General features: G+C 41.5%; 4 protein-coding genes and 3 pseudogenes. 4 read left to right on the top strand and 3 right to left on the bottom strand.

Annotated elements, in window-relative coordinates; translation table 11 throughout:
* Position 1 precedes the first annotated feature (1 nt).
* Both AAC147_RS04595 and AAC147_RS04590 read right to left on the bottom strand, forming a co-directional pair.
* The gene (locus AAC147_RS04595; protein ID WP_072032563.1) at positions 2-466 is read right to left on the bottom strand and encodes a hypothetical protein; all 465 of its coding nucleotides are present in this window, start codon (positions 464-466) and stop codon (positions 2-4) included.
* A 13-nt stretch (positions 467-479) separates the two neighbouring features.
* Complete coding sequence (locus AAC147_RS04590; protein WP_047685820.1) at positions 480-1,439, bottom strand: Ig-like domain-containing protein; 960 nt, start codon at positions 1,437-1,439, stop codon at positions 480-482.
* Between the two features lie 307 nt (positions 1,440-1,746).
* Between AAC147_RS04590 and AAC147_RS04585 the strand changes: the two are divergent.
* Positions 1,747-2,786, top strand: a pseudogene (locus tag AAC147_RS04585) (IS256 family transposase).
* A gap of 494 nt (positions 2,787-3,280) precedes the next feature.
* On the opposite strand, the gene AAC147_RS04580 reads toward AAC147_RS04585, so the two are convergent.
* Complete coding sequence (locus AAC147_RS04580) at positions 3,281-3,601, bottom strand: hypothetical protein (protein ID WP_231571619.1); 321 nt, start codon at positions 3,599-3,601, stop codon at positions 3,281-3,283.
* 2 nt (positions 3,602-3,603) lie between these two features.
* On the opposite strand from AAC147_RS04580, the pseudogene AAC147_RS04575 reads away from it, so the two are divergent.
* From AAC147_RS04575 to AAC147_RS04565, 3 genes and pseudogenes are all read left to right on the top strand, one after another.
* A pseudogene (locus tag AAC147_RS04575) lies at positions 3,604-4,810 on the top strand (Tm-1-like ATP-binding domain-containing protein).
* A 16-nt stretch (positions 4,811-4,826) separates the two neighbouring features.
* Complete coding sequence (locus AAC147_RS04570) at positions 4,827-5,663, top strand: phosphoenolpyruvate hydrolase family protein (protein WP_047685818.1); 837 nt, start codon at positions 4,827-4,829, stop codon at positions 5,661-5,663.
* An 18-nt stretch (positions 5,664-5,681) separates the two neighbouring features.
* Positions 5,682-6,193 (top strand): annotated as a pseudogene (locus AAC147_RS04565) (conjugal transfer protein TraG N-terminal domain-containing protein); the annotation flags it as partial.

Raw genomic sequence — 6,193 nt, 5'->3', positions numbered from 1 at the left:
TCTAAGGATGACGTGGTGATGAAGTAAGGATCACAGGAATTAACAGGAAATCGTGGGGATAATACCCCACGATGAGAATTCCAGAGATCTTCTCTGATGACAAAATAGCTGCTTGAGCTTTTGAGCCGCCGTTATCCTCAAAGGCAGCGGTATAGGTCTTTCCTAGCGTTATTTGTCCCGCATTTGCCGTTATGTCACTGTTACTCATGTCAACATCGAGCCTGGAGCTTTCGGGACAATCAACTTTACATATAAGTTTTCCAGGTGCGCCTGTGAAGAGAATGATACCTGCCGTACTGTGAGGGTCGCCAGATGGGTCATCTGGTTTGCTCCAAGTCTCGTAAACCTGTCCAGTATCCTTATCTAATAATGTCACTGTATAATCATAACCAGCTTGCGTCAGAAAGTAATACGATACATGCCAATTATTTTCTACACCTGTAAAATAAAGTGTTTTCGTTGCCATCGTTAATATCTCCTTACTGTTTTCCCATGGTATAGTTTATGCTTCCGACATAATTGTTGGCAGTAACCCTTATAATACAATTTCCTCCTGACTTACCTTTCAGGTTTATTTGGAATTGTCCTATTTCATCTGTAATCATTGGCCGGATTGTCTTGGGGTTTAAAGAAATTTCTAATATGTTACTCATGCTTATAGCCTGGTCTATTTTATAATGAACAATAGAGTTTTTAATTGGTTCCTTTGTATTTTTATCGAAAACCTGGATTGTAATTGTTTCGTATTCTTCACCAATTTTTTCACTGCCAGTTATTATTACTATTGCTTCATTAACCGGAGAAAAATACAGTTCAATCTTATCCTTGATATTTCCTGATACGACTTGTATTGAAGAAAGACCGCAAGTATCAGAAGTCGCACAAAAAACCACCTGTCCATCCTGGTTTGTAACACCAGAAGACGGCGTAATATGCGTATTGTCATGGGTGACGATGTGTATTGATGCGCCGGGTACTATCTTCTTTTTTTCATCTAAAGCTATAATGAGTACAGAATTCGGAGTGTAATTATTGGCTGGCATACCATTTGCCAAAATCTTTGCCTCTAAAGAAGCGATGACCGCAGGCTGTGGATAATCTGACTTTTTAATTGTGACATGGCTAGTTGCAGATGACACCGGATTTCCTGTCCAGTCGGTAACAGTATAGAAAACATCATAGCTACCGAGAGGAATATCAGAAAATGGTATTATTATTTTATAGTTAGGAAGATGAATATTTTCCTCTATGATATAAAATGGTTTTGACGATATATTTACGTCTCCATTCAGATGAACAATAATATAATCGCCAATATGAGCGTGTTCACGTTGGTTTACTACTACCACCAATACGGGTTGACTTAGTTCTGATTCATCAATAATACCATTGCTACTTTGTGGTAAAAAAGGGGCCGTCAGACTGTTTTTTATAGGCATATAATCACCTCTGACAAATTAATTTAATTATTTTGATATTACCGAACGGAGTTTATGTGGCCGCAAACTACATGAAATCTTTATTCCTATGACGATATAAACTGCCGCCGGATTAAAAAAAATCCCAGCTCAGCGGCTGGGATTCCTTTTTAGATTTAAGAGCCTATGTAACCATTATTATCATCAGACCATAAAATAGCTGGAACGAAATGACCCTGTTTCTAAATTTGTGTAATTGCCTGTTTCGATTATGTTTAACTAATCAACTAAAACAGGTGATAAAATGGACGAAAAACAGTGACAAGTTCTGGCGACTGAGCTGGCTAAAAGTCTCAAAACCCCGGAAGATCTCAGTCAGCTCTCCCGTTTCCTCAAAAAATTGACGGTCGAAGCCGCACTTCAAGCGGAATTAGCGACGCATTTAGGGCATGAAAAACATCAGCCAAAATCCGGCTCTAATACCCGTAATGGCTACTCTTCTAAAACTCTCCTGACTGACGAAGGCACATTGGAATTACACATTCCCCGAGATCGGGAAAGTACGTTTGAACCTCAAATTGTGAAGAAAAATCAGACCCGTATCACAGGTATGAATGAGCAAATATTAGCGTTATATGCCCAGGGAATGACGACCCGTGATATCGCGGGCGCGTTTAAAGAGTTGTACGATGCGGATGTTTCACCCGCATTGGTTGCCAAAGTGACCGATGCGGTGAAAGAGCAAGTCACGGAATGGCAAAATCGCCCACTGGATAGCCTGTATCCCATGGTTTATCTCGACTGTTTGGTGGTCAAAGTCCGTCAGGATAACCAGAGTATCAATAAATCAGTCTTTATCGCGTTAGGTATCAATACTGAAGGACATAAAGAGCTGTTGGGTCTAAAGTTCAACTGTGTATCGTGCACATGATCCGCAATAATCTGCGTTATGTGTCCTGGAAAGACGCGAAGGCGGTGGTGAAAGATCTGAAACAAATTTATCAGGCGCCGACAGAAGAAGCCGCCCAACTGGCTTTAGAGGCATTAGCCCAACAGTGGGATGAGCGTTATCCTCAAATCAGTAAGAGCTGGCGGGAAAACTGGCCTAATTTATCAACATTCTTTGCTTATCCGCCTGAAATCAGAAAAGTGATCTATACAACAAACGCAATAGAATCCCTGAACAGCGTGATCCGCCATGCAATCAAACGTCGCAAAATATTCCCGTCAGATAATTCCGTGAAAAAAGTGGCCTGGCTGGCGATTCAGGCCGCCTCTAAAAAATGGACGATGCCGATCCAAGATTGGCGTATTACGATGAGTCGATTTCTGATTGAATTCGGTGACCGCCTAAACGGCCACCTTTAAAAATGAAATGGCGATTACACAAAATACTAAACAAGGTCATTCTATCTCTCCCCACACCAATGTAAATTGTAATTTACTCATGTATTTTATTGAATTACATATTGATATTAATTACAAAAAAATAGATGTCTGTTGACCGTATTGATTATTATTCAATATGTTATGCTGGATAACTCCAAAGTATTATATTGAAATAATACAAAGAGAAAAAATCATAGTAACCGTGATAATAATCACAAAATAAAACAGCAGGAATAGCAATATTGAGTTCTTTAATTTATTAATACATTTCATTGTTGAGTGTTATCGGAACTTAAAATGGGCACTCAAAAAGGTAACCGCACATACCATATATTTATCTAGAACGACATTCAGATATTTAAAATCACCAAAAATGCCAACTTAACTTGTGCCAGGTTGGCATTTCCTAGACCCTCTGTTACTGATGAAATAGATCAACTCGGAACTGAATGAAGTAAGTTTACCCAAATCGATTACTCATTATCTGAATTTTCAATAATTGCTTGTCTAATGATTAATTTTGCCGCCCAGGTCATTAAATTGACAATTTCATCATTTTCTAAGCAAAAACTATCTTTCAGCACAACCATGGCTTCTGTGCCATATAATACTGAAAGTAACATAATAATTTTGTGTATTGTATCATCGTTAAGCTGATTCTTGAGTGGCTCTAAGGCAAGTGTAAGTGATTCCTTACGGTTATTTTTCTTTAGAATAGAAGACTGGCCACCATTCTTTTCATCGGATACTGCTTCTTGCCAGCGCAATTGAGAAATACGCAGAGCATCTCTCATTAATGTTTGTAGGGATAATAGGAACAGCAGATACAAAATTAGATAGAGCTTGTCTGGCTGAAATCTTGTTTACATCACGCAGGCGTTGATTCAACGATTATTGATGTATCGACATTACTACCTGTAGAAAATAAACAGAACGAGGAGATAGATATATCTCCGTTGCAAGTCGCAGAATATCACCCAGAAGGTTTTGATTTCGTTTTTTGTGGTGAGAGGGGCAAAACGATCACTGCAATGTCTATTGCACTTACGAATTTTCTACGTAATTCAATTGATGATATAGCAGGCATAATTGGTATTGGTGGTTCGGGTGGTACAGCACTGATCACTCCGGCTATGCAGGATCTCCCCATCGGATTACCCAAAATAATGGTATCAACGATGGCATCAGGAAACGTTTCAGGTTACGTGGGTGCCAGTGATATTGCTATGCTCTATACCGTCACCGATCTCTGTGGATTGAACCGCGTTTCCCGCTCAATATTAACGAATGCTGCATATATGATGGCAGGTTCTGTCAGTTATACAGTGCCACCAGTCAGAACAAATAAACCGGCTTTAGGGTTGACCATGTTTGGTGTTACAACGCCTTGCGTGAACCAGCTCATCGATAAATTAGATACCCAATATGACTGTTTGACTTTCCATGCAACCGGTAACGGTGGAGCAAGCATGGAAAAATTAGCGAATAATGGAGAACTATCAGGTTTTCTTGACATTACATTAACAGAAATTGCTGATCTGTTATTTGGAGGCGTGTTGAGCTGCCCTGATACTCGTCTGGATGTCATTGCTGAAAAGAACATCCCTTGGGTAGGTAGTGCGGGTGCTTTAGATATGGTTAATTTTGGTTCAAAAGAGACGATCCCTGAATGCTATAGAGATAGATTATTTGTCGAACACAATGCTCAGGTCACGTTGATGAGAACCACACCAGAAGAAAACTATCAGCTTGGTGTCTGGATAGGAAATAAGCTGAACAAGTGTCACGGTTCCATCCGTTTCATTATTCCTGAAGGTGGGTTTTCTGCACTGGACTGTCCAGGAAAACCTTTCTACTTACCCACGGCAACGCAGGCTTTTTGTGATGGACTGGAAAAAACGATGGTTCAGACAGAACAAAGGAAAATTATAAAAACACCTTTCCATATTAATTCACCTCAGTTTTGTTCTCTTGCTAAACAACAGCTTGAAGAAATTATGTAACACCAGGGAATTTTTTATGAAGCAATATAATCAGATAATTAGAATAATTAAACAAAAAGTTGAGCGTAACGAACCCATTATTGGCGCAGGCGCAGGCACTGGACTCTCAGCCCGTTGTGAAGAAATGGGCGGGGTAGACCTCATTATTGTATATAACTCAGGTCGTTACAGAATGGCTGGCAGAGGGTCATTAGCCGGATTAATGCCATATGGTAATGCAAACCAAATCGTCAGAGAAATGGGAAATGAAGTACTGCCTATAGTTAAAAAAACCCCAGTATTGGCCGGAGTTTGTGGTACTGATCCGTTCTGTAATATTTCCCTTTTTCTGGATGAACTGAAAGCTCAGGGATTTGCTGGAGTGCAAAATTTTCCAACAGTTGGGCTTATTGATGGAAAGTTCAGACAAAATCTGGAAGAAACCGGTATGGGTTATGAACTGGAAGTCGAATTAATCCGCCTGGCACATAAAAAGGGAATGCTGACCACGCCTTATGTTTTTAACACAGAAGAGGCGGTGGCGATGGCAGAAGCTGGAGCCGATATTATCGTTGTGCATATGGGATTAACTACTGGTGGTGATGTTGGTGCTCATACATCACATGATTTGGATTCTTGTGTATCGCTGATTAATGAATGCATCCTGGCGGCTAAGACGGTCCGTGATGATATCATTGTTCTGTGCCACGGTGGGCCGATTGCAGAACCTGAAGATGTCGCTTATGTTCTGTCTTCTTGCCCGGATTGTCACGGTTTTTTCGGTGCCAGCTCTATAGAACGGTTACCAACAGAAACAGCCATCAAAAACACGGTTCAAACTTTAAAAGAGTTAAGCAAGAATAACAAAATTTAGCGTCAATACAATAATCAGACGGCGGCTGTGCCGCTCTGGTGGGCGGTGGTGCAGGATTTTACCCACGATTGCTATGCCTTAGCACTGTATCAGTGGAAACAACGCGATCAGGAGCACACCACCGATCCGATTATTTTGAATGATATCAGCTGGCTGGGCAGCCGCACGTTTTTAGCCGGGGATTACCAGACGCTGCAATTCCGCACACCCCGCGCGGACTTTCCGTGGCAGGAGAGCCGGGACAATGGGCGGCCTTATACCGGGCCAAACAGTTACCTGACCTGTAAAGCCTGGTGGTCAGCCGCTAAAACCGGCCTGAAAGACCGGGTACTGGCGCAGGCCGATCCGGGGTTATGGTTGCGTCTGTCAGCGACACTGAAAATATTGGGGAAAAACACACGGGCTTATCAGGAAGCGGTCATTCGTCGTCTGGTCAGCCCGGTGAACCTGACGGTTTCTCAGGAGGGCTATGTCTACGCAGGCTATGGCGGCAATGCCGATCCCAGCTTGTTGGATGGCGCTAACCGCAT

The organism is Xenorhabdus sp. NBAII XenSa04 (assembly GCF_963866145.1).
GTDB classification, from domain to species: Bacteria; Pseudomonadota; Gammaproteobacteria; order Enterobacterales; family Enterobacteriaceae; genus Xenorhabdus; species Xenorhabdus indica.
Note: the sequence above shows the minus strand (reverse complement) of the source record. Positions and strands in the feature narration are given on the sequence as shown.

Bases quoted from the DNA above. Each gene is read 5' to 3' on its own strand.
- AAC147_RS04580 (WP_231571619.1), bottom strand. From the start codon at position 3,601: ATGAGAGATGCTCTGCGTATTTCTCAATTGCGCTGGCAAGAAGCAGTA.
- AAC147_RS04595 (WP_072032563.1), bottom strand. From the start codon at position 466: ATGGCAACGAAAACACTTTATTTTACAGGTGTAGAAAATAATTGGCAT.
- AAC147_RS04570 (WP_047685818.1), top strand. From the start codon at position 4,827: ATGAAGCAATATAATCAGATAATTAGAATAATTAAACAAAAAGTTGAG.
- AAC147_RS04590 (WP_047685820.1), bottom strand. From the start codon at position 1,439: ATGCCTATAAAAAACAGTCTGACGGCCCCTTTTTTACCACAAAGTAGC.